25 protein-coding genes are annotated in these 25,523 nt (G+C 61.1%); 13 read left to right on the top strand and 12 right to left on the bottom strand.

Annotated features, from left to right (window positions below; translation table 11 throughout):
* Window positions 1–9 precede the first annotated feature (9 nt).
* Window positions 10–1,443: an MATE family efflux transporter gene (locus AC1RQG_RS06710; protein WP_493129588.1), complete on the bottom strand. Its 1,434-nt coding sequence runs from the start codon at window positions 1,441–1,443 to the stop codon at window positions 10–12.
* 158 nt (window positions 1,444–1,601) lie between these two features.
* Between AC1RQG_RS06710 and AC1RQG_RS06705 the strand changes: the two genes are divergently transcribed.
* Window positions 1,602–2,531: a DnaJ C-terminal domain-containing protein gene (locus AC1RQG_RS06705; protein ID WP_493129586.1), complete on the top strand. Its 930-nt coding sequence runs from the start codon at window positions 1,602–1,604 to the stop codon at window positions 2,529–2,531.
* Between the two features lie 3 nt (window positions 2,532–2,534).
* The gene (locus AC1RQG_RS06700; RefSeq protein WP_493129584.1) at window positions 2,535–2,846 is read left to right on the top strand and encodes a chaperone modulator CbpM; all 312 of its coding nucleotides are present in this window, start codon (window positions 2,535–2,537) and stop codon (window positions 2,844–2,846) included.
* Between the two features lie 90 nt (window positions 2,847–2,936).
* Here AC1RQG_RS06700 and AC1RQG_RS06695 read toward each other — a convergent pair whose 3' ends face one another.
* The 3 genes from AC1RQG_RS06695 to AC1RQG_RS06685 are packed head-to-tail and all read right to left on the bottom strand — an operon-like array spanning window position 2,937 to window position 4,708.
* On the bottom strand, window positions 2,937–3,884 hold the full coding sequence (locus AC1RQG_RS06695; RefSeq protein ID WP_493129582.1) for a LysR family transcriptional regulator: 948 nt from the start codon (window positions 3,882–3,884) through the stop codon (window positions 2,937–2,939).
* 10 nt (window positions 3,885–3,894) lie between these two features.
* A complete protein-coding gene (locus AC1RQG_RS06690) occupies window positions 3,895–4,380 on the bottom strand; it encodes a GNAT family N-acetyltransferase (protein WP_493129580.1) in 486 nt (161 codons plus the stop codon).
* Window positions 4,381–4,402: 22 nt separating this feature from the next.
* The gene (locus AC1RQG_RS06685; protein ID WP_493129578.1) at window positions 4,403–4,708 is read right to left on the bottom strand and encodes an antibiotic biosynthesis monooxygenase family protein; all 306 of its coding nucleotides are present in this window, start codon (window positions 4,706–4,708) and stop codon (window positions 4,403–4,405) included.
* Between the two features lie 122 nt (window positions 4,709–4,830).
* On the opposite strand from AC1RQG_RS06685, the gene AC1RQG_RS06680 reads away from it, so the two are divergent.
* Window positions 4,831–5,697, top strand: coding sequence for an SDR family oxidoreductase (locus AC1RQG_RS06680; protein ID WP_493129576.1), 867 nt, complete (start codon window positions 4,831–4,833; stop codon window positions 5,695–5,697).
* Here the strand turns inward: AC1RQG_RS06680 and AC1RQG_RS06675 are convergent.
* Window positions 5,694–6,326: a TetR/AcrR family transcriptional regulator gene (locus AC1RQG_RS06675; protein WP_493130021.1), complete on the bottom strand. Its 633-nt coding sequence runs from the start codon at window positions 6,324–6,326 to the stop codon at window positions 5,694–5,696. The genes AC1RQG_RS06680 and AC1RQG_RS06675 overlap by 4 nt on opposite strands.
* Before the next feature lie 173 nt (window positions 6,327–6,499).
* Window positions 6,500–7,099: a PEP-CTERM sorting domain-containing protein gene (locus AC1RQG_RS06670; RefSeq protein WP_493129574.1), complete on the bottom strand. Its 600-nt coding sequence runs from the start codon at window positions 7,097–7,099 to the stop codon at window positions 6,500–6,502.
* Window positions 7,100–8,045: 946 nt separating this feature from the next.
* Here AC1RQG_RS06670 and AC1RQG_RS06665 point away from each other — a divergent pair.
* The 3 genes from AC1RQG_RS06665 (at window position 8,046) to AC1RQG_RS06655 (ending at window position 10,563) form a co-directional block, all read left to right on the top strand.
* On the top strand, window positions 8,046–8,417 hold the full coding sequence (locus AC1RQG_RS06665) for a nuclear transport factor 2 family protein (protein WP_493129572.1): 372 nt from the start codon (window positions 8,046–8,048) through the stop codon (window positions 8,415–8,417).
* Between the two features lie 237 nt (window positions 8,418–8,654).
* Window positions 8,655–10,019: a sensor domain-containing diguanylate cyclase gene (locus AC1RQG_RS06660; protein ID WP_493129570.1), complete on the top strand. Its 1,365-nt coding sequence runs from the start codon at window positions 8,655–8,657 to the stop codon at window positions 10,017–10,019.
* A gap of 70 nt (window positions 10,020–10,089) precedes the next feature.
* Entirely contained in the window at window positions 10,090–10,563 is a 474-nt protein-coding gene (locus AC1RQG_RS06655) for a hypothetical protein (protein WP_493129568.1), read from the top strand.
* Between the two features lie 9 nt (window positions 10,564–10,572).
* Here the strand turns inward: AC1RQG_RS06655 and AC1RQG_RS06650 are convergent, their stop codons facing one another.
* Both AC1RQG_RS06650 and AC1RQG_RS06645 read right to left on the bottom strand, forming a co-directional pair.
* The gene (locus tag AC1RQG_RS06650; RefSeq protein WP_493129566.1) at window positions 10,573–11,526 is read right to left on the bottom strand and encodes a diguanylate cyclase domain-containing protein; all 954 of its coding nucleotides are present in this window, start codon (window positions 11,524–11,526) and stop codon (window positions 10,573–10,575) included.
* A 149-nt stretch (window positions 11,527–11,675) separates the two neighbouring features.
* Entirely contained in the window at window positions 11,676–12,857 is a 1,182-nt protein-coding gene (locus AC1RQG_RS06645; protein WP_493129564.1) for a PepSY-associated TM helix domain-containing protein, read from the bottom strand.
* Window positions 12,858–12,952: 95 nt separating this feature from the next.
* Here AC1RQG_RS06645 and AC1RQG_RS06640 point away from each other — a divergent pair, with 95 nt between their 5' ends.
* Window positions 12,953–15,079, top strand: a complete 2,127-nt coding sequence (locus tag AC1RQG_RS06640) for a TonB-dependent receptor (RefSeq protein ID WP_493129562.1) — start codon at window positions 12,953–12,955, stop codon at window positions 15,077–15,079.
* A gap of 51 nt (window positions 15,080–15,130) precedes the next feature.
* On the opposite strand, the gene AC1RQG_RS06635 is transcribed toward AC1RQG_RS06640, so the two are convergent.
* Window positions 15,131–15,772 carry an NAD(P)H-binding protein gene (locus AC1RQG_RS06635; protein WP_493129560.1) on the bottom strand — a complete coding sequence of 214 codons (642 nt, stop codon included), beginning with the start codon at window positions 15,770–15,772 and terminating at the stop codon, window positions 15,131–15,133.
* Window positions 15,773–16,009: 237 nt separating this feature from the next.
* Between AC1RQG_RS06635 and AC1RQG_RS06630 the strand changes: the two genes are divergently transcribed.
* Window positions 16,010–16,582 (top strand): TetR/AcrR family transcriptional regulator, encoded by a 573-nt coding sequence (locus tag AC1RQG_RS06630; protein ID WP_493129558.1) that lies wholly within the window; start codon window positions 16,010–16,012, stop codon window positions 16,580–16,582.
* Between the two features lie 41 nt (window positions 16,583–16,623).
* Window positions 16,624–17,451: an SDR family oxidoreductase gene (locus AC1RQG_RS06625; RefSeq protein ID WP_493129556.1), complete on the top strand. Its 828-nt coding sequence runs from the start codon at window positions 16,624–16,626 to the stop codon at window positions 17,449–17,451.
* 107 nt (window positions 17,452–17,558) lie between these two features.
* Here AC1RQG_RS06625 and AC1RQG_RS06620 read toward each other — a convergent pair whose 3' ends face one another.
* A complete protein-coding gene (locus AC1RQG_RS06620) occupies window positions 17,559–18,029 on the bottom strand; it encodes a hypothetical protein (protein WP_493129554.1) in 471 nt (156 codons plus the stop codon).
* A gap of 11 nt (window positions 18,030–18,040) precedes the next feature.
* Window positions 18,041–18,355, bottom strand: a complete 315-nt coding sequence (locus tag AC1RQG_RS06615) for a DUF4258 domain-containing protein (RefSeq protein WP_493129552.1) — start codon at window positions 18,353–18,355, stop codon at window positions 18,041–18,043.
* Window positions 18,356–18,774: 419 nt separating this feature from the next.
* Between AC1RQG_RS06615 and AC1RQG_RS06610 the strand changes: the two genes are divergently transcribed.
* The 4 genes from AC1RQG_RS06610 (at window position 18,775) to AC1RQG_RS06595 (ending at window position 24,001) form a co-directional block, all read left to right on the top strand.
* Window positions 18,775–19,746, top strand: a complete 972-nt coding sequence (locus AC1RQG_RS06610; RefSeq protein WP_493129550.1) for a DUF2157 domain-containing protein — start codon at window positions 18,775–18,777, stop codon at window positions 19,744–19,746.
* Complete coding sequence (locus tag AC1RQG_RS06605; protein ID WP_493129548.1) at window positions 19,739–21,337, top strand: GDYXXLXY domain-containing protein; 1,599 nt, start codon at window positions 19,739–19,741, stop codon at window positions 21,335–21,337. Before AC1RQG_RS06610 ends, AC1RQG_RS06605 begins: the two co-directional genes overlap by 8 nt.
* 727 nt (window positions 21,338–22,064) lie before the next feature.
* The gene (locus tag AC1RQG_RS06600) at window positions 22,065–23,093 is read left to right on the top strand and encodes a hypothetical protein (RefSeq protein WP_493129546.1); all 1,029 of its coding nucleotides are present in this window, start codon (window positions 22,065–22,067) and stop codon (window positions 23,091–23,093) included.
* Window positions 23,090–24,001, top strand: coding sequence for a hypothetical protein (locus AC1RQG_RS06595; protein ID WP_493129544.1), 912 nt, complete (start codon window positions 23,090–23,092; stop codon window positions 23,999–24,001). The genes AC1RQG_RS06600 and AC1RQG_RS06595 overlap by 4 nt, the downstream gene beginning before the upstream one ends.
* A 686-nt stretch (window positions 24,002–24,687) precedes the next feature.
* Here the strand turns inward: AC1RQG_RS06595 and AC1RQG_RS06590 are convergent.
* A complete protein-coding gene (locus AC1RQG_RS06590; protein WP_493129542.1) occupies window positions 24,688–25,380 on the bottom strand; it encodes a hypothetical protein in 693 nt (230 codons plus the stop codon).
* Window positions 25,381–25,523: the final 143 nt, after the last annotated feature.

Here is a 25,523-nt window from a genome sequence, read left to right as displayed (position 1 = left end):
CGACCGCGATCAGTGCAGCGCCTCGCGGCCCGTGGCGGCGCTGACGGGGACGCCGCGCGCGGCCTGGCGCACGCGCTGCAGCGACAGGCGGTTCAGCGACCAGCTCAGCAGCACCGCGGCGATGGTCAGCCCCAGCACCAGGCCGATCCAGAACCCGTCGGCCGCCATCGGCGCGGCCGGCGCCCACGACAGCTCCTGCGGCGCCATGCCCAGCACGTAGCCGAGCGGCAGCGCGAAGCCCCAGAACGACAGCAGCTGGATCAGCATCGGCGAGCGCGTCACCTTGTAGCCGCGGATGGCGGATGAGGTGGCCACCTGGGTGGCGTCGGACAGCTGGAACAGGGCCGCGTACAGCAGCAGGTGGGCGCACAGTTGCTGCACTTGCGGATCGGACGTGTAGGCTTGCGCGATCCGCTGGCGAAACACCAGGATGAACAGGGCCGACAGGATGGCGAACGACAGCGACATGGCCACCCCCACCCAAGCGGCGAAGCGGGCCCGTTCGGGATTGCCTTCGCCCACCGCGTGGCCCACGCGCGTGATCAGGCCGATGCCGAAACTGAGCGGCACCATGAACACCAGCGAGGCGAAGTTGAGCGCGATCTGGTGGGCCGACACCTGCACCACGCCGTAGCGCGCGATCAGCAGGCTGACCGAGCCGAACACGCTCACTTCCGCGAAATAGGTGATGCCGATCGGCAGGCCGAGTTTCAGCATGTAGCGGATTTCCGGCCAGTGCGGCCAGTCCCAGTGCGTGAACGGGAAGGTGGGACGGTAGGCGGGAGAGAGGCGCATCCAGACCAGCATGGTGCCCAGCATCAGCCACATGCACAGGCCGGTGGCCACGGCGCAGCCCACGCCGCCCAGCGCCGGGAAACCCAGGTTGCCGAAGATCAGCAGCCAGTTGACCACCACGTTGAAGCACAGTCCCAGGATGGCGATCACCATCACCGGCTTGGTTTGGTTGATGCTGGCGCTGTAGCCGTACAGCGCGCGGTAGGCGGCGAACGCGGGCAGGCCGATGCTGATCACGTGCACGAAGCGCGACGCCTGCGCCTGCACGTGCGGCGTCAGGTACAGGTGGTCGAACAGCAGCGTGGCCAGGTTGATCAGCGCCGCCGCCACCACGCCCACGCCCAGCGCCATCCACAGCGACTGGCGCACGGCGTGCGGAATCTTGCCCAGCTCGTTGCCGCCCACATCGTGCGCCACGATGCTGTTGATGGCCATCATGATGCCCATCACGGTGACGATCACGATCGACCAGACCGACGCGCCCAGCGACACGGCGGCCAGTTCGTCGGCGCTGGCGTGGCCGGTCATGGCCACGTCGGCCACGCCCATGCCCACCGACGCCAGTTGCCCGACCAGCACGGGCCAGGCCAGGCGCCACAGGCCGGCCGCCTCGGCACGCATGTTCGGGAGGGTGAAGGAATAAGGCATGGATGCACCAGAATGGGGAAACGTTCTATTTTACTAAGGAAACCAGCATCCTGCCGAAGCCGCGGCGACCGGCGCCACGCCTTGACGCGGCGAAGCGAAAACGCCATCAATCGGAGTATGCTAGCCTGTGCTGCTGCCAACCACCGGGAGTGTGAACCGTGGAATACAAGGATTACTATCAGACGCTGGGTGTCAAGAAGACGGCCACCGAGGACGAGATCAAGAAAGCGTACCGCAAGCTGGTGCGCAAGTACCATCCCGACGTCAGCAAGGAACCCGATGCGCAGAAGAAGACCCAGGAACTGAACGAGGCCTACGGTGTGCTGGGCGACGCCGAGAAGCGCGCCGCCTACGACGAGCTGGGCCAGGGCCATCATTACCGCGCCGGCCAGGAATTCCGGCCGCCGCCGGACTGGAGCCGCACCTACGGCGGCGGCGACTTCGCCGGCAACGGCTTCGGCAACGGCGGCCCCGGCGCCAGCGACTTCTTCGCCGACCTGTTCGCGCACCTGGGCGGGCGCCGGCGCGCCGCGCCCACGCGCGGCGAGGACAGCCACGCCAGCATCGCCATCGATCTGGCCGACAGCTTTCAAGGCGCTACCCGCCACATCACGCTGTACATACCGGAACGCGACGCGCACGACCGCATCGTCACGCGCGAGCGCACGCTGAGCGTCAACATCCCCAAGGGCGTGACGGCGGGCCAGCAGTTGCGCCTGGGCGGGCAGGGCCAGCCGGGTGCGGCGGGGCCGGGCGACCTGTACCTGGAAATCCAGTTCACGCCCGACGCGCGCTACCGCGTCGACGGGCGCGACGTGTACGAGACGGTGCCGGTGGCGCCGTGGGAGGCGGCGCTGGGGGCGGAGATCGAGCTGCCCACGCCGTCGGGCAAGGTGACGGTGACGGTGCCGCCCGGTTCGCAGGCGGGGCGCAAGCTGCGTCTGCGCGGGCGCGGCATCCCCGGCAATCCGGCCGGCGACCTGTATCTGCTGCTGGAGGTGGTGCTGCCGCCGGCCGACAGCGCCAGGGCGCGCGAGCTGTACCAGGCGATGGCGCGCGATCTGGCATTCAAACCGCGGGGAGGATAGACGATGGGGCAGAACAACAACCTCAGCGGCGTGCTGCTCGATGACGTGGCGCTGACGCTGGAAGAACTGGCGCGCGCGTGCGACGTGGAGCCGGACTGGGTGGTGCAGCGCGTGCGCACCGGCATCCTGCTCGACAGCGCGCCCGAGGAGAGCACGGCGTGGCGCTTCACCAGCGTGGACCTGGTGCGCGCGCGCCGGTTGCGCCAGGTCGAGTGCGACTTCGACGCCAACGACGACGTGGCCGCGCTGGTGGTCGACCTGTCCGACGAGATCCGGCGCCTGCGGGCCAGGATGCGCACGGCCGGCCTGCGCTAGCGCGCCATGCGCGCGTGGACGGGCGCGCCGGGTGGGCGCGGCTGATGGAGCGTCAGGCCGGCGCGGCTGCGGGAGCGCCAGGCGGGCGCCTCAGGTGGGCGCGGGACCGGGCCGCCACTCGCTGTCGGTGATGGGTTCGCCGGGCGCCTGCGCCGCCAGGAACTGTTGCATCAGCCATTTTCCGGCCGGCCCCGGTTCCCGGTCGCCACGGTGGATCACGAACAGGGGAAACTGCTGGGCGCCGCCTTCGGCCACGTCCAGCCGCACCAGATGGCCGGCTGCGATGTCGTCCTGGATCATGTGTTCCGGCATGTTGCCCCAACCGATGCCGCTGCGCAGCAGCGCGTGCTTGGCGCCCAGATCGCCCAGGCGCCAGTCGCGCAGCGCCATCACGCCGAAATCCTGACCCTTGGTGAGCTGGCTGCGGTCGGTGATCACCAGCTGCGTGTGTTCGCGCAATTCGGCGCTCGTGATCTTGCCCTTGAGCTGGCCCAGCGGATGCAGCGGCGACGCCACCGGCACCATGGTCATGTGACCCAGGTGCTGGCGCTCGATGCTGTCGGGCAGGTTGGGCATCCAGCCGCTGATGCCCACGTGGCATTCGCCGTTCAGCACCAGTTCCGCGATGGCGCCCAGCGCCTCCATGCGCAGCCGCAGGGCCACGGTGGGGAACTCGCGCTGGAACGCGTGCAGGATTTGCACCAGCGCGCAGGTGGGGAACACCACTTCCACCGCCAGCGACACCTCGGCCTCCAGCCCGGACGACAGCGCCTTGGCGCGCGAGCGCATGCTGTCGACCTTGAACGAGACGGCGCGCGCGTCGGCCAGCAGCGCCTTGCCCGCTTCCGTCAGCACCGGCTTGCGCTTGCTGCGGTCGAGCAGCACCACGTTTAACTGTTCCTCGAGGTTGGCGATGGTGTAGCTGATCACGGATTGCGTGCGGTGCAGCGCCCGCGCCGCATGGGCGAAGCCGCCGTGGTCGATCACGGCGATGAAGACGCGCAACTGTTCAAGCGAGGGCAGGCCGGGGGCGCGCATATCCCCGCCCTTACAAGTGCTTGAGGTAGACCACCGAGCCGGGGAAGTCGGCGACCTGGTCGTACAGGGCGCGCGCGGTGCTGTTCGTTTCGCGCGTGTGCCAGTAGACGCGGGTGGCGCCGGCCTGCGCCGCGCTGGCGTACACACCTTCGATCAGGCGCCGTCCCACGCCCTGGCCACGGGCCGTGTCCAGCGTGAACAGGTCCTGCATGTAGCAGATGGGCTCGATCAGGATGGTGTTGCGGTGGAACAGGTAGTGGGCCAGGCCCAGCAGTTCGTCGTCGCGCTCGGCCACCAGCGCGTGCACGGGTTCGGCGGCATCGAAAAAACGCGACCATGTCGTCTCGACGATGGCCGGCGCCAGCGCCGTGGTGCCGGAGCGGCCATAGAATGCATTGTAGCCAGCCCACAGCGCGGACCAGGCCGCGAAATCGGCTGGCCGCACGGGGCGGATGGTGACGGCGCCGCGCCAGTCCGGCCGCGTTGGGGTTTCCATGGTGCTCCGTGCGGTGGGAGAATTACTGGCCGAAACCGTTGACGACGGTTTCGAAGTGCTCGACCTTGGGCGGCAGGGCGAAATGGCCGCCGACCAGGCCGCGCCAGTCCTGGAACCCTTGGCTGCCACGGAAGTCGACCGTGTGGTTTTCCAGCGTGGCCCAGCCCACTACCAGATGGTAGGTGTCGGGCACTTCGATGTCGCGGTCGAGTCGCATCGACAGGCAGCCTTTCGACGCCTTGAAGATGGGGATGGCCTCGGCCACGGCGGCCTGGAAGGCGGCGTGCGCGTCGGGTTTGATGTACAGCTCGGCGATTTCATAGATCATGGTGGTGCGTCCTTTCGTCAGAATGCGGCCATTTTGCCTGAAACGGCCATTGTTTGCGCTGCTACCTTGCATTAAATCAATCAATTGCTTTATTATCCAAGGTCCACCATCAGGGAGTCGCCATGTACCGTTCCGTCTTCAAGCCCGGCCTGTTCAAGGATCAGCTCATCATCGTGACGGGCGGTGGCAGCGGCATCGGCCGTTGCACGGCGCATGAGCTGGCGGCGCTGGGCGCCACGGTGGCGCTGGTGGGGCGCGATCCGGACAAGCTGGCGCGCGTGCGCGCGGAGATCGCGGCGGCGGGCGGCGTGGTCGAAGCCTGGCCCTGCAACATCCGCGACGAGGCGGCCGTGCAGGCGCTGGTGGCGGCCATCGTGGCCGCCCATGGCCGCATCGACGGCCTGGTCAACAACGCCGGCGGCCAGTTCCCGGCCCCGCTCAAGGATATTTCGCTCAAGGGCTGGGAAGCCGTGCTGCAAACCAACCTGACGGGCGGCTTCCTGATGGCGCGCGAGTGCCTGAACCAGGCCATGCAGGCGCGTGGCGGGGCGGTGGTCAACATCGTGGCCGACATGTGGGGCGGCATGCCCAACATGGGCCACTCGGGCGCGGCGCGGGCCGGCATGGTCAATTTCACGGAAACGGCGGCCTTCGAATGGGCGCAGTACGGGGTGCGGGTGAACGCGGTGGCGCCCGGTTATGTGGCCTCGTCGGGCATGGATGCCTATCCGCCGTCGATGAAGCAGACCATCCAGGCATTCCCGCAGACGGTGCCGCTCAAGCGCTTCGGCACCGAGGCGGAAATCTCGGCCGCCATCGTGTTCCTGCTGTCGGAGGCGGCCGCGTTCATCACCGGCACCACCTTGCGCGTCGACGGCGGGCGGCCCAACGTGCGGCCGGGCATGCCGATGCCGGCCGTGCGCAACCCCAACGTGCCGTTCGACGGTTTCCACCTGGCGCAAACGCCGAGGGTGCTGCGCGAGGATTAACGCTCGGGCGTGCGCAGGATGAATTGCATGGCCGCGTCGGCCAGCTGGGCGATGTCGGCCGCGCCTTCGGCCTTGTACCACTGCACGGTCCAGTTCAGCGCGCCGAACATCAGCAGGCGGTCGAAGCGCGTCGGCAGGGCCCAGTCGCCGGACTGGTGCAGCCGGGCGATCACGTCGTCCCACACGGCTTCATAGCGGTCCTTGAGCGCCACGATGCGCGCGCGCGACGGTTCGTCCAGCGCCCGCGCCTCGTACAGCAGCACGGGGATGAAATGGTGGTCGGGCGCCAGCAGCGTGTGCAGGTGCACTTCCACCAGTTGCCGCAGCATGGCGCGCGGCGGCAGGCCCTGGGCCGCGATCGCCTCGATCTGGGCCAGCGACTGCGCCACGCCCTGTTCCATGATGGCGGCCAGGATCTCCTGCTTGGTCTTGAAGTGGTAGAACCAGCTGCCGGCCTGGATGCCGGTGGCGGCGGCGATGTCGCGCACGGTGGTGTTCTCGTAGCCGCGCTCGCGGAACAGCTGCGCCGATTTCTCGATCAGTTCGGCCCGCAGGTTGCCACCGGCGCCCTTGAGCGGACGGCCGCGTTTCTTGGGGCTGGCGGGATCGGAGGCGGGAACGGTCTGCATGGCGGCGGCGGCAAAAGCTAGGATGGACAGCATTTTAATGCAGGCCATGCCGCTGCCGCCATGAAGTCGTCATGGCGGAAGGCGCCGGGGGCGCCCTGGAAAGCCCGGAGGTTGGGTCCGGGCCGTGGGTACGACGGGTTGGAAGTCAGTTGGCTGGCAGCCCGCCGCGCCTGTCACGCTTTCCTCGGACGTGCCAGGAAGGCCAGGATGCCGAGGCCCATCAGGAACATGCCATAGCTTTCCGGTTCCGGAACGGCCGGGATGTTCATCGACAGCAGGCTGCCGACTTTATCCGTGCCATCGCCGTTGTAGAAAGCCAGCTTCAGGTGCGGATCGCTGAAGTCCTGGGTGCCACCGGTGAAGGTGAAGTGGAACATCATGTTGTCGGCCAGGGCGATCCGGTTGGCCGTGTCGGCGGCGTAGAAGCAGGCCCGCTGGTTGCCGCTGCTACCACCATCGCAGCCGTTGGCGGACAGCTCATTGGGCGAGAACGTCCACAACGAGGCGGCAGTGGTGTCCGGTGGTCCGGCTTCGCCCGACAGGGCTGCCGTGGTGAACGAGCCGACGTCCTTCACCTGCAGCATGCCGATGTTGGTCGCCGTGGCCCAATCGCCAGTCCGTCCGGCGGCGTCGATCTCCAGGGTCAGCACGTTGGCCGCCTCCGTGAAGGTGAAGGTCACGCCTTGATAGGTCAGCGTGCCGGCGCTGGCGAGCGGTGCTGCGATCATGCCCGCCGCGAGCAGCAGGCTGCCGGCGGTTTTTTGAATAAGCATTTTGTGCATTTTAGTTCCCTCTTTTTCTAATATGTTGCTGGTCAACAACCGAGTTAATTCGTGTCGCGGGATACTTGCTACGCAAATTCAACTCGACAATTCAATCTAGCAAAAAATAATGCAATTCAAAGTATTATTTTCGCCATTTTAGTTTCTTAAGATAAACTGGCTATCGATTATTTGTGTCAGATAGTCTGCTGGCTATATCCTCCTTTCCTTTTTATATCCTGGTTAATGCGTTTGCCGCGCGCTTCATGCGGACCGTGGCGTGCGGCATTGCTCTGCCGCCACGCTGCGCCGCAGCCATCCGGCGACATCGGGTTGTCGTTTATTTAAATAAGTCATTAATTTGCTATTTTTGCTACTTTTCCATCTGTCACGTTATTTCGATCCGGCTGTTTTTATTATTAATAATATAAACTTATGCTGTAAATACTATCATGTGGAAAGAAACGTCAAACTTGTTTTTTATAATCGTAATGCCCTTTTGCTTGAATTTTCACAATAACCGAGCTTGTTTGACGTGGCGTTGATTATTTCTAGATGGATATTTGAAATTCTCTAATTCAACTTATTAAAGATTGTTTTAATTTATTTTATTTATGCGGATATTATTCCGTAAGGAAATATTATATTTATCTGGATATAGTCGTTATCCTGTGCTGAGTGCGATGGCGGAGGTAAATTGGGCCACCATGACGGTCTGTCTGACGAGCCATATTCGTAATCGGATATAGCTTTCCGGTTGGCAAAAGCTCCGTTTTTTGTCAGACGAAATCGGTCAACACGTCCTCGTCAGCATCACCCACCCAATAGAAAGGAAGATGTGCCGCATGGCATCAAGCGATGGCTTGATATAAAGCAGAAATGCCAACATGGACATTTCGCAATGACTGCCGGCTGGCGCGTCAAAACCGCAACAATGTCACTTACTCCGCCCATTGCCATGACCGCCCTGACGGCTGAACAGGCCGACGTATTGGTCCCCATCGAACACTATTTCCTCGGCCATGCGCGTGATGACGCGGCCCATATGCGCCTGGCCTTCCTGCCCACCGCCCACATCGAGTCGATGCGCGACGGCGTGTTCACGTCCTGGCCGCTGGACGTGTACTGCGAGCGTTTCAAGGGCGTGCCGGCGGCCGATGAGGCGACACGCCGCCGTACCGTGGACTGGATCGACGTGGCCGGCCTGTCGGCCTGCGCCCGCGTCACGCTGGTGCATGGCGTCGTGACCTTCACTGATTACTTCGTGCTGCTGAAAACGGCCGATGGCTGGAAGATCGCCAACAAGGCCTTCCACGGCCGCCCGAGCTGACTGTTGTAAGTTGTGGCGGCTTGATCTAGTCCTTCAAATGGTTTGCTGCAATTCCCATTGGCCTTGATACACTAGTAATGTGCAAGTTGCCATCGGCCGCTTGCTGCGCAGGCTGGCGACAGCCGTGATGGCAAGGCGGGGTGGCATATGGCGGATCGAGCACAAGCAGAACAGCCGGTATTTCTGTCCACGATACCGGCCGGACCGCGCCAACGGCGTCTCGCCTATGGCGTGGTCATGCTGTCGGTCGTCATCTTCCTGGTGGCCGCGCCGTTCGCCAAGGTGCCGCTGGAGCGCGTGTGGGCCTTCATTCCCGCCTACGAATCGGCGCTGGTGATTTGCGACCTGATCACGGCCTCGCTGCTGTTTGGCCAGTTCCATTCCTTCCATGTCCGTTCCCTGTACGTGCTCGCCTGCGGCTATCTGTTCACGGCCTTGACGGCCTGTGTGCATCTGCTGACCTTCCCCGGGGTGTTCGACGCGGGCGGCATGCTGGGCGCCGGGCCGCAGACGACGGCGTGGCTGTACATGATGTGGCACGGCGGCTTTCCCCTGTTCGTGATCGCTTACGCCTTGCTCACGCGCAGCGCCATGGACGATGTGCTGCCCACCCGTCGCACCAGCCTGATGATCGGGCTGGGCGTGCTGCTGGTGCTGGCCGTCGTGGCCGCGCTGACGGCGCTGGTGACGACCTGCCACGCTGCCTTGCCGCCGATCATGGTCGCCGACCATTACACGCCCGTCATGTTGTCCGTGGTGGGCACGGTCTGGTGCCTGAGTCTGCTGGCGCTGGTGGTGCTGTGGTACGGCGGCGCGCGCTCGCTGCTCGATTTGTGGCTGATCGTGGTGATGTGGGTGTGGGTGGTCGATGTGGCGCTGTCGGCCATGCTCAATGGCGGGCGTTTCGACGTGGGTTTCTACGTGGGCCGGATCTACGGCTTGCTGGCGGCCAGCTTCGTGCTCATGGTGTTGCTGGCCGAGAGCGGCATGATGTACAGCAGCCTGGTGGACATGATGGAACGGCTGCGCCGCATCAACCTCACGGATGGCCTGACCGGCATCACCAACCGGCGCGCGTTCGACGCCGAGCTGCTGGTGGAGTGGCGGCGCGCGTTGCGCGGCCATGCGCCGCTGGCGCTGCTGATGATCGACGTCGATCACTTCAAGACCTACAACGACACCCACGGCCACGTGGCCGGCGACAGTTGTCTGCGCGCGGTGGCGCAGGCGCTGGCCGGCGCCTCGCACCGGGCCGGCGACATGGTGGCGCGCTATGGCGGCGAAGAATTCGTCGCGCTGCTGCCGCAGACCGGGCTGGTCGATGCGGAGCTGATCGCGCAGCGCATGCGGCTGGCCGTGGCGGACCTGGGCATGCCCCATGGCGGCGCGGCCGGCTGGCCGCTGGTGACGGTGAGCATCGGCGTGGTGTCGGCCAGCTGCCGCGCGCCCGACGCCGGCCCCGCCGTGCAGCAGCAACCGCCGGCCACGCTGCTGGTGGAGGCGGCCGACAAGGCCTTGTACGTAGCCAAGTCGTCCGGGCGCAACCGCGTCTGCGCCAACAGCCTGCAGGTGCAGGACACCCACGTGCTGCATACGGTGTGACCGCGACGGAACTTCCGGCGGGCCCGCCGGTCTGACCCACGAGCGCCGCACGGCGGCGAAGGGAGCGGACATGGCGACCGAGCACGATGACTGGGATGCGCTGGCCAGGCGGCTGCGCGAGAAGCGGGCATTGATCGCCGCGTTCAACCGCAAAGCGGGCGCACGCGGCGCCGGACTCACCAACACGGGCATCATCGCCAGCGCGCTGGCCGCCGTGCTGACGGCGGCGCCGGCCCTCGGTGGCCTGCGTCTGACGCAGGCGCTCGGGTCGGCCGGCGCGAACAGCCCCAGCTGGCGCATCCTGTGCGCGCTGGCCAGTCTGTGCTCGCTGGTGGCCGCCATCGCCACCAATTTGCTGCGCAGCCACGACATCGCGGCCCGGCTGGCCAAGGCGCAGGCCGTGGACGCGAGGCTGGAGGGATTGGAATTGCTGGTCGAACTGCGTCAGTTGCCGCTCAAGGACGCCACGGCGCGCTATGAAAGCGCGATACCGGACGTGGCTTTCATCCCCGCCGCGCCGCAGCCGCAGGCGCGCCCCCCGTGACGCGCCGCGTCAGGCGGCCGCATCCTGCTCGCGGTCCACCACCACGCAGTCGCGTCCGGCATGCTTGGCCGCGTACAGCGCGCGGTCGGCCGCGCCCAGCAGGCTTTCCGCGTCGGTCAGGCGGGTCTTGTCGAAACTGGCCACACCGATGCTCATCGTCACGTGGTTGCGCGCCGCGTTGGGCGCGTGCGTGATGCCGAGCCCCGCGATGCGGGCCCGGATCGCCTCCGCGTGTTGCTGCGCCTGCTGCGCTCCCGTGTCGGGCAGCACGGCGGCGAATTCCTCGCCTCCGTAGCGGGCCGCCAGATCGGCCGGACGTTGCAGCATGCCGGCGAACGCTTCGGCCACGAGGGTCAGGCAGGCGTCGCCTTGCTGGTGGCCGAAGTGGTCGTTGTAGGCCTTGAACGAATCGATGTCCATCAACAGCAACGACAGCTCGTTGCCGTTGCGGTGCGCTCGCCGCAGTTCGCGGTCCAGCGCCACGTCGAAGTGGCGGCGGTTGGCGATGCCGGTCAGCCCGTCCACATAGGACTGGGCGCGCAAGGCTTCGGCCTGGCCGCGCAACTGGCGCTCGCGGCCCACCGTGGTGCTCACGTCGCTCACTTCGATCAGGCAATAGCGTTCCTTGCCGTCTGTGAACGGGGTGACGGACACGCCTTGCTCCATGCGTTCGCCGCCCCAGGTGCCGGTGGGGTAGAGCGCGAACGGGGTGCGGTTCGATGCCTGCGGCAACTGGGTGGGCAGGTTGTTGACCAGCGCCTTGTGCACCGCTTGCTCCAGCCGCTGGCCGCGCAATTCCGGGATCAGGTCGAACAACTCATTGCCTTGCACGCGGCTGGCGGACCAGCCCGAGTGGCTGGCCATCCATTGGTTCCACAGCACGATCTGTTGCCGGGCGTCGAGCACCACCAGGCCCAAGTTGGCCAGGCCCAGCACGCGTTCAAACAGCTTGGGATGCATCATGGGCGGGCCTCCCCGTGTTGGCGGGGATGGCGGCGGGCGGGCAGGGGGCGGACGGATTCTTGCATGTGGTTCTTCCAGACGGAAATAGGCTGCGCGGATGGTTAGTGCAACATGGCAAGATTATATGCGTTTGGACGATGGCTGCGGGGCTAGTTGTTCAAGGCGGCCGGCACGGGGCGCGGCTTGCGGCGTCCCAGCCACAGCACCAGTCCGGTGACCATGAAGGCCAGCGGCGCCAGTCCGCACAGGGAGACCAGCACCCGGCCCGCCAGTCCGAACGCTTCGCCGGTATGCAGCGGGAACTGCCAGTTGAAGAAAGTGTCGCCCGAGGCGGCGCGCAGCGGGTCGCGCACGCGCAGGATCGCGCCGCTGCCGGCATCCACGCTGACGCGGGTGCTGCCGTCGCCGGCGCGGATTTCGCCCGGCTGGCGCAGGCGGATTTCGTAGGGCGCTTTGGCCGAACCGAGCGACAAGCGCGACAGGCGGGCGTGCGGCATCCGCTGTTGGGCGATCTCCAGCGCCGCCGCCACGCCGATCATGCCGTGGCCGTGGGCCGGTGCATTGGCCACCTTGCCCTCGTGTTCCAGCGTCGCCACCGCGCCCACCACCGGACGCACCCATTCGGGCAGATTCATCGCCATCCCCGTGAAGCCGAGCACGGCCAGCACCGGCGTCAGGAAGAAGCCCGCCGCGCGGTGCGCGCTGTGGTGGAACTGGCGCGACGTGGGCGCGCCGCGCACGCTCAAGGCCTTGCGCAGGCTCGACAGCGTGTGCTTCGGCCACCACAGCGCCAGGCCCAGCAGCGAGGTCAGCGTCAACAGCAGGCCGCTGATGCCGGTCACGGTCTTGCCGACGTCGCCTGCGAACAGGAAGCGGTGCAGGTGGAACAGGGTCGGCATCAGCAGTTCACGCGTGAGGCCGAACTCGCCGTAGTTGCGTTCGCCGAGGATGTCCAGCGTGTAGCGGTCCAGCATCACCTGGCGCGGTCGGGCGGTGGCGAAGCTGCCCTTGTCCTTGTTCGGCTGGCGGTACCAGGCCACGTAGACGTCGTCCGCCGCGTACGGCAGTTGCAGCATCGAGGGCTTGCCGAAGCCGGGCGCGCCGGCCAGGCGTTCGACGGCGGCCTGCACCTGGGCCGGCGTGGGCGCCACGTCGACCTTGCCGGCCGCGCCGCGCGAACGCAGCAGGGTGGGATTGAGCGCGCCATCGAGCTCATCGGTCCAGGCGATCGCCGCGCCGGTCAGGCCGGCCATGACGAAGATCGCCCCGAAGATCAGGGACACATACAGATGTATCGTGCGCAGCCGCGCACGCAGCAAACCAGTCAGCATATTTTCTCAGTGGGAATAAATTGTGCTTGAGATTATAAATGATAATCATTATCATTTGCGTTTCATTTTGTATCAATTGATCGAGGAGTGACTGTATGACCACGCTGAATCCCCTGGCCCGTGCCGTGGCACTGGCTTGTTTCACCTTGTCCGGCGGCGCGGCGCTGGCGCAAAGCGCCGATGAGCCGATCAAGGAGGTCGTCGTGACGGCGACCCGCAACAGCAAGAGCGTGGACAGGATTCCCGGCGCCGTCAGCGTGATTTCGCAAAAAGAGCTGGAAGCGCAATACCTGCTGGCCGACGATCCGTCGGCGGCGCTGGCGACCTACATTCCCGGCTACGCACCCAGCCGTCAAAAGATGAGCTCGACCGGCGAATCGCTGCGCGGGCGCAACGCGCTGATCCTGCTGGACGGCGTGCCGCAAACCAATCCGCTGCGCGGCGGCATGCGCGAAGGCTATATGGCCGACACCGCCATCATCGAGCGGGTGGAAGTGATCAACGGCGCCTCGGCCATGCAGGGCATGGGCGCCACCGGCGGCATCATCAACTACATCACCAAGGCGCCGAAAGCGGACGGCACCACGCAGTCGGTCAACGTGCGCATGGCGTCGCAATTGCGCGGCGACAGCCTGGACTGGAAGACCGGCTACACCCTGCAGCACAAATCGGGCGACTTCGACATGCTGGTGTTCGGCGGCATCCAGCGACGCGGCCTCGGTTACGACGGCAGCGGCCGCGCGCTCGGCATCGAAACCGTGCAGGGCGACACCATGGATTCGCAGGGCGCCGACCTGTTCTTCAAGATCGGCAGGAATTTCGGCGACCAGCGCCTGCAATTGACCATCAACCGCTTTCGCATGGAGGGTGATGGCGACTACGCGCCGGTCATGGCCGACTTCGCGGCGGGCGTCCCCACCAGTTCCACCGCAGGCACGCCGCCGGGCGCGCCGCCGCGCAACAAGGTGGGCACCAGCAGCCTCGAATACCGGCACAACGATCTGCTGGGCGGCAGCTTCAACGCCCAAATCTTCAAGCAGGACTTCGCATCGTTGTATGGCGCCACCAACACGTCGACGTTCCAGGACCCGGCGCTCGCGCCCAAAGGCACGCTGTTCGACCAGTCCGAAGTGGTGGCCGATAAGCATGGCGCCAAGCTGACCTTTGTGCGGCCCGATACGCTGATCGCGGGCCTGGAATTCACGGCCGGTCTCGACTATCTGCGCGACCGCACCAAGCAGTGGCTGGCCGGCACCGGCCGCACTTGGGTGCCGACCCTGGACTTCACGTCGCTGGCGCCGTTCACGCAGCTTGAATACGAGATCGGACCGCTGACCGTGCGCGGCGGCGTCCGTCACGAGGACGCTAAATTGCATGTCGACACCTACACCACGCTGGCCGCCTACAACAGCAGCGTGGTGCAGGGCGGCGAGCGGTCGTTCAGCAAGAACGTGAAGAACATCGGCGCCGTGTGGCGCTTCAGTCCGAACTGGTCCGCCTTTGTTTCCAGCGCGGAGGGCTTCGGCCTGCCCGACGTAGGGCTGGTGTTGCGGGCCGTGAAACTGTCTGGCCAGTCGGTCGCGACGCTGTTCGACATGGAGCCCATCGTCACGCGCAACAATGAGATCGGCGTGAACTGGCGTGGCGCCATGGGCAGCCTGAGCGCCTCGGTCTACGATTCGCGCTCCAAGCTGGGCAGCGTGTTGCGCGTGAATGCGGCCGGCATCGGCCAGCTCGACCGCGTGCCGACGACGGTGCGCGGTTGGGAAGTGTCGGGCGAGTTGCGCGCGGCTAAGCAGCTGTCGGCTTTTGGGTCCTACGCCCGCACCATGGGCAAGACCGCCATCGCTGCGGGCGCGCCGATGGATGTGGCGCTAGGCGCGCGTTCGCAAGGGCCGGACAAGCTGGTGGCCGGCGCCAACTGGCGGGTCGTGCCCAAGGCGAATCTGCGCTTGCAGGCGACCACGCTGTTCGACCGCGACATCAACATCGGCCGCACGGTCGGCACCAGCAATCTGGAGGAGCACTTCAAGGGCTACACGCTGGTGGATCTGGCGGGCAGCTACGACTTCACGTGGGGCAAGCTCGGCGTGGGGATCGAAAACCTGGCCGACCGCCAGTACATCGGCTACTACCCGCAATCGGCCAGCTACAAGGATGCGAGCTCGTATTTCGCGGGGCGGGGGCGGACGTTGTCGGTGAGTTTAACGCGCAGTTTCTAAGGGCGGCGATGTCAGGCGCAGGACTATGTCTGTTCGTCCGTGATGCCAATGTCAGCGCATCGAGCCGGATGGCAAGACCGTTTTGCCTTTGGCGCGCGGGACGGCAGACAGCAGTGCCTTCGCGACGGCCTTCGCCGCGATGGGCTTGTAGTTGGCGGGAATCAGGAAGCCGAGGGTTTTGCTGAGCGCGAAGCCCAGCTTCTCGCCGCGCCGGACCGGTTGCCCTGCCGCCTCCCGGTCGCCGACAAGCAGGGAAGGCCGCGCGATGACCAATCCTTCAAACGGCATGTGCGTCAAGGCGCTCTCGAGATCGCCTTTCACGCGGCTGTAGAACACCTTCGAACCGGCGTCGGCTCCCATTGCGCTCACCAAGCCCACCCGCTTGGCGCCCGCGCTCAGCGCCGCCTTGGCCACCGCCAGGTTGGCATCGTAGTCAACGGCGCGGAAAGCATCCTGGCTGCCGGCAACCTTGATGGTCGTTCCCAGCGCCAGATAGACCTCGTCCGCCGGCGGCAACGTCGGCAAGTCGGTGAAATTGACGACAATGGAGCGCAGTTTGGGATGCTGGATCGCCAGCGGTCTGCGGCCGAGGCTGTGCACTGCGGCCACGGTGTCGTCGGCCAGCAGGCCATCAAGTATTTCTCTCCCTACCAGGCCAGTGGCGCCAGCGATGATGACGGTGCGATTTGCCATACGGTGATACTCCCCATTGAGTGAACTTCCGGTCAGGCCATTGTTCGGCCGGCTAGGCATATATTTTACATGAAATTAAATTCGCGTAAAAAACGGAATTTCATGGATGTCCTTGTTGCGTGCTGGTGGTCTGTGACTGAGTGCGGCGAATCGACGCGCTTGAGAGGCATCTCTAAGGTAGGGTATTTTTTGGTGAGGCGCGCGCAAGCGAATTTATTTTCGGTTATGATGTGAGCCATGAAACCAAAAGACGAAAAAAAACTGGAAGCCGTGATTGTCGCGACCTGCCGCCTGGCGGCCGAGCGCGGACTATTCGGCCTGACCCTGACTGACATTGCCAAGGCGGCCGGTATCGGCACCAGCACGCTTTATGTCTATTTCGACGACAAAGTTGCGCTGTTTAACGAGGTCTATCGCCGCGCCAAGCGCGAAGCGATTGATTTTTACGGCGGCGGGATCGACCCTTCCGCGCCGCTCAAAGGACGCGTGCGCAACTTGTGGAATCGGATGCTCGAACATCGCCTGCAGCGCTACGACCAGGTTTGCTTCATGGAGCAATTTACCGGGTCATCCTTCATGAACGATGACAGCCGCGCCTATACGGCACAGCTGGGCGAAGGGCTGATGCAGATCGTCGTCGAGGGGCAGCGGGAGGAAATCCTGAAGGCCGTCCCGGTTCCGTTCCTGTATTCGCTTTTCATTGGCTCGATCCGCGAGACCGCGCGCCTGATCCGGGCTGGGGCGATCGCCGACACCGAAGAACATCGTGCGATCGCCTTCCAGCTCTGCTGGGACGGCATCCGGTGCTGAGTTTTTTCTTGTTTGGTATTTTTTTCTAAAGGAGCAATGCCATGTCCAGCGAAACTTCCCCTGTCGTCCTCATCACCGGCGCCTCGTCCGGCATCGGACACGCCGCCGCCATGTTGTTCGCCGAACGCGGCTGGCGCGTGGCCGCCACCATGCGCAACCCCGCCGATGGCGCGGCGCTAGCCCAGTGTGCCGAGGTTGCGGTGCTGCCGCTCGATGTGACCGATTCCGCCTCGGTCTCGGCGGCGGTCGCCGCGACAGTGGAACGATTCGGACGGATCGATGCGGTTGTCAACAATGCCGGCTATGGCCTGTTCGGCCCGTTCGAAACCGCGACCGACGAGCAGATCCGCCACCAGTTCGCCACCAATGTGGACGGCATATTCGCCGTGACCCGCGCGGTCCTGCCGACCATGCGACGTCAAGGCGGCGGCACGATCATCAATGTCGCCTCGCTGGGCGGCCTGATCACGCTTCCTTTCTTCTCGCTCTACAACGCGACCAAGTTCGCCGTGGTTGGCTTCACCGAATCGCTGTCGTTCGAACTTGCGCCGCTGGGCATACGCGCCAAGTACATCGCGCCGGGCGGCGTGGCCACCGATTTCACCGGCCGATCGCTCGCGCATACGTTCGCGGACGGCGAGAGTCCCTATGGCGAGACGTTCGCCAAGGTCACGGCGGCGATGGGTGCGCGTCGCGGCAACTATTCCACGGCCGCGTCGATCGCCGAGGTCATTTTCAAGGCGGTGACCGACGGCACCGGCCAGGTCATGTATCTCGCGGGCCAGGACGCCGAGCAAGCCTACACGATGCTGAAGAGCGCGTCGGAGTCGCAAAGATTGGACATGGTGCGGCAGCATTCCGGCCTGTGATGGCGTCACAGGCGGCGTGAGTCGCATCCACGAGGTCGGCGCCAATCCTGATGTGCTTGGTTTGAAGGTTGGATATCGCTGCCGACTTCGGGCAGGGGAGAAGGATTTCAGGCGCAGGCCAATTCCTGTTCGTCCGTGATTATCTCAATTGTCGATGTCCATCCAGACTTTGTTTCCGTGACGATGATCTTGGTGTTTGCCTTGCGGTCAATCGAGTTCAACAACTCAACCGTCTCCGCATTCGCTCTGGCGCCTTCATGCCGTTCGATGAAAACCAGCCTCAGCGCGGCGTCCACCACCTTTGGCACTTTTCCATATTTTTCCCATTTGGCCACGGCTTGTTCTGTGTAGCCGAACAGCTTGCCAAGCGATTTTTGGGAGTAGGGCAGTGCAGTGCGGATAAAGCGGAACTCCGCGCCGGTCAGCTTGCCCGGCTTGTTGCACAGGGCGCGGCAGATCGCCACCGCCAGACCATCGAGGTCGTGGAAGGAATCACCCTGTCCATAGGGCGTGTTGTGCTCGGTGTAGCCGTTCTTGAGCCAAACATTGCGCAGGCCGCCATCGGTATAGTGGTACACGCTTTCTCCTGTCAATTCATTGCGGTGATGACGATAACGAACGGATCATCGTCGCCTATCGCCACCACCACGCCAATCTTTTGTCCGTTGACATTGCGATTCAAACGGCATTCGAGGTACCCGGTTTTGATGTTGGGTTCAGCAGGGCGCGCCATCCTGCCGTGACGCAGCACTTCGACAACACTGGGCGCTGGTATTCGTCGTTCCTCCATCCGCTTGCGGGCGTGGTTCGTAAATATGATGTTGCGCGTGTCTTTGGCTTGCAGATGAATGAATGCTTCTTGCTGGGCCAAGGTTTGGCCTACAAGCTTCGTCGGCATTTTCATGTCGGAACCTATACAAAATATAGCTCGTTGGGCCAGGGAGTGCAACGTGAACAGGTGCAGCGATTTATGCGATAGTTTTGCGGAGGATACGACGGGATGGGATGATCCTGGTTAAGCTGGCAGAGGAACTTCTGGAGTTCGATAAGCGCCAACTGGTTACTGCGATTTGTCCCCCGCAAATGGTGTAAGTTCGCGCCGGGTTCGGCGAACTGGCTTGAGCATGCATTTCGATTTGCGGAACGGCAAGGAATTCGTCCTTGGGGCGGGACGACTATTGCAAACTGGCTACGCACCCGCCGGTTGTCAATGTTGGAGGGGCAACGAAGACTGCCTTACGTCGCTTGTTGTTGAGCGAAACGCTATTCACTTTGTCATTGCGCTTTCAAAATCTCTTGGGTCCATCACCATGGGAGTACGCGATGAATTTTGGATCCAGATTGCAACAACAGGCAGCGCGACATCAGTTGGATGAAACAGCACTTGCTAGACTCTATCAACTGGCCGCACTGAGTAAAGAGCCCCTGCAGGTTGTCGCGCACTGGCGCACTGGCTGCGCAGTTACAGGCGCCATCCTCGTCGGGATGGGGATTATTCAATGGATTGCGGCCAACTGGTCGGTATTTGGCCGGTTTGGACGGATCGGGCTGGCGGAATTGTTTGTCCTGGCGCCCATGTTAACTCTGATCTGGCGGCCGGCGTGGCGGGTGCCGATGGGCATCATAGCGATGCTGGGGAGCGGAGCTACCCTGGCATGCATCGGGCAGACGTACCCGACAGGGGCCGAACCCTGGCAACTGTTCGCCCTGTGGGCCACCCTTAACGCCCCGTTTTGCTACGCTATTCGTAGCGACGCGCTGTGGGTGCTCTGGGCGATCATCACCAATACCGCAACGACCTTGGTTATTCAGCAGAATGCCCGGAAGTGGGGCGACTCAGACGCCACCGCCCTGCACGCGCAGTTGATGGCGTTGGGCGCCATCGCCGCCACTACGGCTTTGTTCCGTCTGCCCTTGCGCGACAAGATCGGATCGGGAAAGTGGACGGCAGCCTGTTCACTATTGTTGGCGACGCTGTCGGTCTGCTCTGCCATGATCAGAGCTCTGAGCTCGCACGAGACGGTAGTGTACTGGTTCGGCTTGGCGCTGCTAGTGGTCGCCTGTCTCTGGCTCAGCGGCAAACGTTATCTCGATTCATTCGGCCTGTGCATCATTCTTTTGGCCATCAACGTTGAACTCGATGCCGGCTTCGTCTATGTCGCTTTGAACAGGGAAACCCAGGGATTGATTTCGCTCTTAGTCGGCATCAGTGTTGGGGCCAGCGGCATACTTGCCAGCAGCATTTCCTATGTCCGTTGGGTTTTAACCCAAGTGAAGGAGCTAGGCGATGAATGACGACGGATTGCGGCAACTGCTGCAGGAAGCAACCCAAGATATCTCCAAGCCCACGTCCTTCTTCGCAGGCGACAACTGGCCGGTCGCGCTGCTTTCCATTGCGGGCGGCTGGCTGGCCTCGTTGCCGGTCGTTGGGCTGATTTTGTGCCTGGTGTACATATTCTCTCAATCAGAGAATATGTTGCCAGCCATTCTACTCGGCATCGCTGGTGTGCTGACCGGCGAAGGCATAGCACGGAGCTACGATAATTCGCTGTTTGCCCAGCATTTCGGCAACTCGATTCTCATCATCGGCATCTCACTGCTGGGGTTCGCCTGCTTCATCGACAATCCCACGCTGGCACCGTCCTTGCTGTTTCTGCCGATCTGTTTCGCCGCCTTCACCGTCAGCGCGCATTGGCTGCGCTTGCCGCTTGGGGTAACCGCGGCTTGCATGTTGGCTATGGCCTGGCAGCGTTGGTTGAATTTGGAATTCACGCGGGGAATTGGCCTGCTAAATGGACTCTACGGCTGCCTGGCGGTTTGGCTGTTAGCCAACGTGGCGCAAAGACTTCTGCAGACCGATCTGGATGATGCTGACAGCAAGAAAATGCAGGCAGTAAGCGACGGCTGGCTGCTTACAATCTGGGTCGCTCTGTGTGTTTTCTCCGGAAATTCGTTAATTCTCACCGCCAGTCTTCCATTTGATCTTCCCGTGGATTACGGTGACTACTGCGCAGAAGCCGTAGCGGACATCTCCGCTGCGCTGACTTTGGCCGGAGTCAGTTGGCTACTTCGGCGCTGGCCGTCCATGCGCAACTGGCGCGGCGTTGGCGCCGGAATTGCCATTGCCGAACTGGCCTACTTTACTCCCATGGTGGGCCCGCTCATCATCGGCTTGGTCGGCTGTGCGGTCAACCGCAAGTGGCGCATGGCAGCCGCAGCTTGCGTGTTTGCCGTTTGGATCGTAGGCAGCCAGTACTATCAAAACGACTGGCCACTATTGATGAAAGGCGAGATCATGGGGAGCATAGGCGCCACGCTCCTGCTGTGTGCTTACTTTCCCTATTCGGCATCGAAATCTACCCACCTGCTTCTGCGAACAGACGAGGAGCCCATTGCACCGGCTATTGACGCGCAACGTTTGCGGCGTCTGGCCGGACTGGGATTGCTGGTCATCCTATCGGTCACCAGCATTATCATCAGCCAGCGGGAATACACCGTCGCGCACGGTACCCAGGTATTTTTCAGATTGGGCACGGTTGACCCGCGTTCGCTGATACAAGGCGACTACATGTGGCTGAATGTGGATCTGGGCAAAGACCAAGACAAGCTTTCGTACAGCGACGGGCGCGTGGTCATACAGCGCGATAAAAAGGGCATCGCCAATGTTACCCGCATTTTGGCGGACAACGACTTGCTGAAGACTGATGAGTACGTGATCGATCTTCAGTATGAATCCGGTAGGTGGCACCTTCCCAGCGACGCCTGGTATTTCACCGAGGGGGACGGCGAGCGTTGGGCCAGCGCCCGCTTCGGCGAATACCGCCTTGATCACAACGGCCGCGCGATACTGGTCGGGCTGCGCAGCGACAAGTTGGAGCCGCTCTAGGTTCGAGATTTGCCTACGGCTGATTTCCGCCATCAGTGCCGGACGCGACGGTCAGTTGTATGCATCCGGCCCCGCGCAAACAACTGGGGGCTGACCTGCTCCAAGTGGCTGAGCTTGCCTTGGGCCGCTGTCGCGGCGCGAAATCGCTGCGCGATTTCGAGTATGGACGAATCGTAGAGCCGCCCGCTTGCAAGCGGGCGTCGTTCCGCGCGCGGCTCGCATGCGAGCCGAAACCCGCGCTCCACCCCGCGTCCGTTCCGTCCGCGGATTCGATTCCCGCCGACTCTGCGCTGCCGAACAAAAAATTGGGGCCCCACCGCTTGCGCGGTGGGGCCCCAATTTTTTGTTCGGTGGTGGAGACGGCGGGAATCTGCAATCTCCACCATCGGCACACATAAGCTGTTGACTCTACGGCGGTCCCTGCCGGGGAGTGGCTTGTCGGCGCGCCCTACTTGGGGTGCGCGCATGGGGTGATTCTACCAGGTAAATTTGACGTAAATGAAAAATTTCTTGACAGATACGAACGGCTCTTCAAACTAGAGGGCGGCGGCCAACACTCAACAATTCTTCGGGAGCCAGGAAGTCTTCGGCACGTGCTCTGTTCACGTTCGAGGATTAAGGGCACCTCGAAAAACCGCCAATGCGTCGTTCCCGCGTGCGCGGGAACGACGGTTTTTCGAGGTTCTCTTAAAGTGACTGTCAAACGAAATACTAATCGAAAGAAATTATGACTGTAGAAGTTTTTACAATTGATCACGATAAAGTCATCGACAGCTTGGTTTTAACGGGCAGAACCACTTACGGTTTTGCTGTTGATGTAATTTTCCCGCTAATCAACAGATTTTCTTCACAACGGAAGATTCAGAATCCAGCATTCTACGATCGACTGCGAAAGGATCTTTTATCTGGTTGCATCATGCCGCCGATTACCCTGGCTTTCGTTGACGAGAATGAATTAGTTTTTGAGACCCCACAGAGAGCGCAGGAATATGCAAACCGTCGTGTAAGCGATGGCTACGTACTGGACGGAATGCAGCGCCTGAATACCTTAAACAGCATCAAAGAGGATGCTCAATTCGATCGTAATCAAACGCTTTTCGTTAATCTGATAATCTCGCCGAAAAAGGACATGCTTCTTTATCGCATGATTACCTTGAACAACGGCCAGCGTCCGATGACTCCGAGACACCAGATTGAGGTGTTGACCGAAGAGTTGTTTGACTTTACTGAATTAGAAATTGATGTTCAAAGTGAAAAAGAACGAGGAGAACGAATTAAGCGAGGTTCATTTAATCTGGCTGATATCTCTAAAGGATATTTAGCCTTCTTCTCGGGAAGTGTTCATATTGAAAATAATAAAATCATTAGTGAAAAGATGGATGAAATTATTGTTGGAAAAATTATGGATTCGGCGGTAATCGAAGGGGAGTTGGAATTTGAGCAAGTATTGAAACAAATTGACTTCTTTGCCGAGGATGCCACAGCAAAGGCTTGGCTCCTAGTCCAAAACAACCTAATTGGCTTTTGTGTAGGTATCCGCGATTCAATTGATGATCTTCAGAATTTGACCGCACAAGAATTTGGTGAGCAAGTGAAAAAATTTGATGAAGCATTCAAAGGTATAAATGCGGCGAAAGTTAATCTTGGTCGGTATCGCAGGGACTTGTCCAAAGTTTTCATAAGCGGCATTGCCACGTTTAAAGAGTTTACTGAAGTTGAGCTTCTCAGCCACTTTAGCGAGTTGATAGTGCAATGAGTATGAAAATCGCCGGGTTCGTGCTTTCTGAGCCGGAGGCTTCTACATTTACGGATCAATCCCATTTTTTTATCAGCAGCAAGACAACTGAATTTTCGGCCTTATTTCGCATCCTTGCGGGTTCTTGCCTGGTAACTAACCTGAATAGCGATATTACGGTTGACGCAGAACGCAACTATTTTTTCGGTGATTTTCGACAAAACACGAGCCGCGACCTTTCTTTTTTAGATGATTTCGAGGAAGGTTTAAAATGGCCGGACTATGAGTCGCACGTCAGGAATCAGGCATTTTCAAATAGGAAATTTTATAGTAATTTATTGTCCGAGATAAGCGGTGCTATTTTTAATGAGGAGCTGGAAAAGCACACCTCCGCATTTGTTCATCTTTATCGAGCATATGAGCACCTATCCTATGCTTTTCCAATGATATATTCTGCAAAAACCCAGAATTACATTGGAACTTTCGAAAATCTTCGTAAATGGATGACTAACTCCGATGGTGATGGAAACATCGGCGAGCTTCGTTTTCACAAGGCATTTATCGGAAGTCTTTTTAAGGATCACACAGAGATATCAAGTACCATCGATATTTTAATAACTTGTAAGGATGAATATAAAGAGAGAATTTTTGATGCTTTGGCAATGAAAGTGTTGGGTTGGAAGAAGCTGGAAAATTTCACAGCGACCACTGTGCGACCAGATAAATTATCAATTCAATTTTCTGAATTTCATAGCTTCATTGTTACGCTAAGAAATCGGTATTTTCACTATTCGAATGCGAGACCAGATAACATAGTGCTTGAAGAAATTGTTGAATCTGATCTTTTGTTCTCATTTGTTAATAAGGCTGCCATGAATTATATTTCCACAATATTTCAGCAGATTGTCGCTCATCAGATTGGCCGTTAAGCCAGTTCTTTAAATTGCGTCCAATTTAATAAGGAGATGGAGATAGTGCTAGGGATATTTCTTGAGCTTTGCTGTGCAAATAATGTGCCGATATATATATAGGCCTATCGCACTTCAATAATTTCATTGCCCTCTTCTATGGGCGACAAGAGCCGGGGGGCGGAGCATCTTCATCAAGCTGAGTGCGGAGTCCGGCAATTCCACCTTGGCCTGGTTCCGTGTCCACTAGTTTCGGTAAGTCGCCCATGTTTTCAGCCAGGTCTTTCAAGCGGGGGCCATGACGGATGATGTCCGACTTTTACTTGATCGTGCTTGAGTATGCCACCGCCGCCCGAATCTCGATGCGGCTAGGAACGTTTCTGTCAGATGGAGTGAGTGGGGCAGGCCGTCGACCAGCCGCGCGCCACCTCATCCAATCTTTTGTAGGTTTCAACACTCCGGCCTTGGCTGCCGCTTTGCGCGCCCTTGAGGCTGCGAAATGGAGCTGTAGCGAGCAGCCGCTGATGGCGAGGTAAGGGATGATTTCGAGGGAACGTACCCGGCCTCCGGCAGCATCACTGACGATTACCTCAATGAGTCGAAATATGTTTCGCAAAGCGGAGTCCAGTCAGCATCTCAGAACACCAGTACCGTGCCGTCCACACCACCGGGATTTCGATGTCGGAGTATAGACCAGCCTAGCCCAGCTAGAATTTTTTTCGGCCTTTCTTAAGGTCCCGCGATGACGGAGGATCGAATTCGCCATAGCCTCGGGCAAGAACCGTAGCCGGAGGCATGCGTTGAGCTGCCTTTAGCACTATAGCCTTTTCTGATTGAAGTTCCGTCGCCAATCTCGTGCGCAAAGTGGTCACAAGCTGTCGCAGACATCTCGCATCCTGAGCACTTCCTCTGAAGACCTTCCCGCTTGCGACAGTAATCTCTCCGACACCAACAGGTCCACTCGCATCGACATACACAGTTATGTAGACTTGATTGTCCTCAAGTGGAGCGACCGGGTGAGCAATAAACTTGTTCCGGAGGTCTAGGATATGCCGGTAGTTGGTCTGCATAATCTCTGGCAGGTCCGCCACCCATTCGGTAGGAATTCCAGGGCGAGCGCCGGTCGCCTGCACACGACCAAATTTGATCACGGCTGCGTCGAACAAGGTATCGCAAAGTTGCATGTTGTCTTTGAAGGTCAACGGATCTGCCGGAGCGTTAGACACCTTCAGATCCATTTTTTCCAGACGTTCGCAAATCTTCTCAACAGCCTTGAGGTCATCATCAATTCCGGATAAATCCGATAACCGCTGGGCAACTGGTAAAGAAAAATCAACTAAGACTCCCAGCGGTTTTCCGTCAGGAAGATACTTCAAATACTCAGCGTATGCGTCTGTCATTTCGCTGCAATCCTCCAATTTTTAATTACCGCCCGTGTTTCGTCGGCGCCCCCCGCCTTGGAGGTGGACGGAAGAAGTGTAACAGCAGTGCGATCGTACATCCCCCTACTGTTGTTCGCGAACGGGTGAAGGCTACACCGAGC

This window comes from Rugamonas sp. GW822-FHT03B10 (assembly GCF_058801745.1).
The sequence above is the reverse complement of the archived record's forward strand: the minus strand, read 5'-3'. Positions and strand labels throughout refer to the sequence as shown.